This window comes from Streptomyces sp. NPDC041124, from assembly GCF_055592385.1.
In genome coordinates, this window is record NZ_JBVIYR010000009.1 from 49,179 (window position 1) to 51,537 (window position 2,359).

General features: G+C 74.4%; 1 protein-coding gene and 1 pseudogene. Both read left to right on the plus strand.

Translation table 11 applies throughout. The features are described from left to right. A pseudogene (locus tag ACZ6A9_RS23980) lies at positions 1–1,870 on the plus strand (hypothetical protein); the annotation flags it as partial. A 16-nt stretch (positions 1,871–1,886) separates the two neighbouring features. Further along, positions 1,887–2,357 (plus strand): YbaB/EbfC family nucleoid-associated protein, encoded by a 471-nt coding sequence (locus ACZ6A9_RS23985; RefSeq protein WP_367422303.1) that lies wholly within the window; start codon positions 1,887–1,889, stop codon positions 2,355–2,357. The last annotated feature ends 2 nt before the right edge of the window (positions 2,358–2,359 follow it).

The window sequence follows — 2,359 nt, forward strand, 5'->3', positions numbered from 1 at the left end:
AGCCAAGGCGGAACAGGCCGCCGCCAGGGAAGAGGCCGAGAGGGAGAAGGCGGAGGCCAAGGCGGAGGAGGAGCGCGAGAAGGCCGAAGCCAAGGCGGAACAGGCCGCCGCCAGGGAAGAGGCCGAGAGGGAGAAGGCGGAGGCCAAGGCGGAGCAGGAGCGCGAGAAGGCCGAAGCCAAGGCCGATCAGGCCGCCGCCAGGGAAGAGGCCGAGAGGGAGAAGGCGGAGGCCAAGCAGGCAGCCGCCGAGCAGCAGGCGTTCGTCCTCGCCCAGAACCAGAAGGCTCAGGACGAGGCGAAGAAGGAACGGGAACGGGCCACGGCGCAGGCCGAGGCCGACCGCGCCGAAGCCAAGGCCGAGCAGGAGGCCGCAAAGGACGAGGCGGCGAAGGAGAAAGCCGCGGCGAAGGCCGAGCAGGAGGCCGCGAAGGCGGAGGCGAAGGCCGAGCAGGAGGCGGCCAAGGCGCAGGCCGAGCAGGAGAAGGCCGCTGCCAAGGCCGAGCAGGAGGCCGCCAAGGAGGAGGCGGCGAAGGAGAAGGCCGCGGCGAAGGCCGAGCAGGAGGCCGCGAAGGCGGAGGCGAAGGCCGAGCAGGAGGCGGCCAAGGCGCAGGCCGAGAACGAGAAGGCCGCTGCCAAGGGCGAGCAGGAGGCCGCCAGGGCCGAGGCGGAGCGCGAACAGGGAGCCGCCAAGGCGGAGGCCGCCGCCGAGCGGGAAGCCGCCAAGCGGGATCAGGCCGACGCGCAGGCCAGGGCGGAGGCCCAGCAGGAGGAGGCCCGCCGCGAGGCACTGCGGGAGCAGCAGCAGGCCCGGCTGGACGCCCAGAACGCCAAGGCCGACGCGCAGGCCGACTACGAGCAGCAGAAGGCCGAGGCCCGCGCCGAGCGCGACGCCGCCCTCCAGGACGCCGACCGTCAGGAGGCGGCGGCCCGGCAGGAGTACGAGCAGGAGAAGGCCGAAGCCCAGGAACAGCGGGACCGGGCGCGGCAGGACGCCGAGCAGGAACGGGCCGAGGCGCGTCGGGAGTACGAGCGCGAGATCGCCGCCGGCACCGACGAGAAGGATGCCCGCGAGGCGTACGACCGGCGGATCGCGGAGATCGACGCCGCCGAACGGCAGGCCGTCCAGCGGGCGGACGCCGCAGAGGCCGAGGCCAGGCGCGAGTACGACCGGGCGAAGGCCGACGTCCAGGCGGAGCGGGACGAGGCGCGTACGGACGCCGAGCAGGCGCGCAAGGACGCCAAGGCCGAGTACGACCGGCGCATGGGCGACATCCAGGCCGAGTACGACCGGATCGGCGCAGGCGGGAAGGACATCGACGAGCTGATCCGGCAGCGCATCGCCGACCTCCCTGAGCCCCCCGACCTGTCCGCCCTCGGCCCGGGCGGCCCGGCCGGCTCCGCGGGCTCCGCGTACTCGTCCGTGTTCGACGACAACCTCTACAACCAGGACGACCTCTCCTCGGCGCTCGGGCGTCCGCAGGGCGGCGACGCCCTGGCGGGCGCTTCCGCCGGCGGAGCCGGCACGGGAGCGGGCTCGCCGGGGATGTACCCGCCGATGATGCGTGGCGCGGGCGGCGAGGCCGGCGGCAGCTCCGGCGAGCGCACCCGGACCGTCATCGAACCCGGGGCCGGCCGCTCCGGCCGGACGGCCGCCCCGCAGACGGTCGACGAGGAGGAGCACCGCGTCGTCCCCCGGTCCACGCAGACCAGCAGCAGCACGCCCTTCATGCCGCCCATGGGACCCATGGGCGGGGCGGGGGACAGGCCGCAGACGGAGAGCGGGGACCGGGAGCGGACCACGTGGCTGGCCGAGGACGAGGACGTCTGGGGTACCGACGAGGGCGGCGCGCCGCAGGCCCTGGGGCGTTGAGGGACAGGAGAACGGGATGAGTCAGCCGATGGAGGACCGAGTGGCCCAGGCGATGGCCCACCTCAAGGCGGCGGAGGAGGCCGCGGCCTCGGCACGCGCCGAGCTGGATGCGGCGTCTGCCACCGCACGTTCGGCGGACCGGTCGGTGCGGGTCTCCGTCGGCGCGAAGGGGGAGCTGACCAGCCTGGAGTTCCTCGACGGCAAGTACCGGACCATGGCCGCCGCCCAGCTCTCCGCGGCGGTGCTGGAGGCCGCGAACACGGCGCGGGCCGAGATGGCCCGCCGGGTCGTCGACCTGCTCGACCCGCTCACCAGGATGACCGCGCGCGGCGCCGCCCCGGAACGGATGGGCGTCGACTGGGAGGCCGTCTTCGGCTCGCTGATCGCCGAGACCTCCGTGGCGAAGGGTCCCACGGCGATGAGCAGGCTCCGCGACGAAATCGTCGAGGACGACGAGGACGACAAGGGACGGCAGGGAGGCGCGTAACC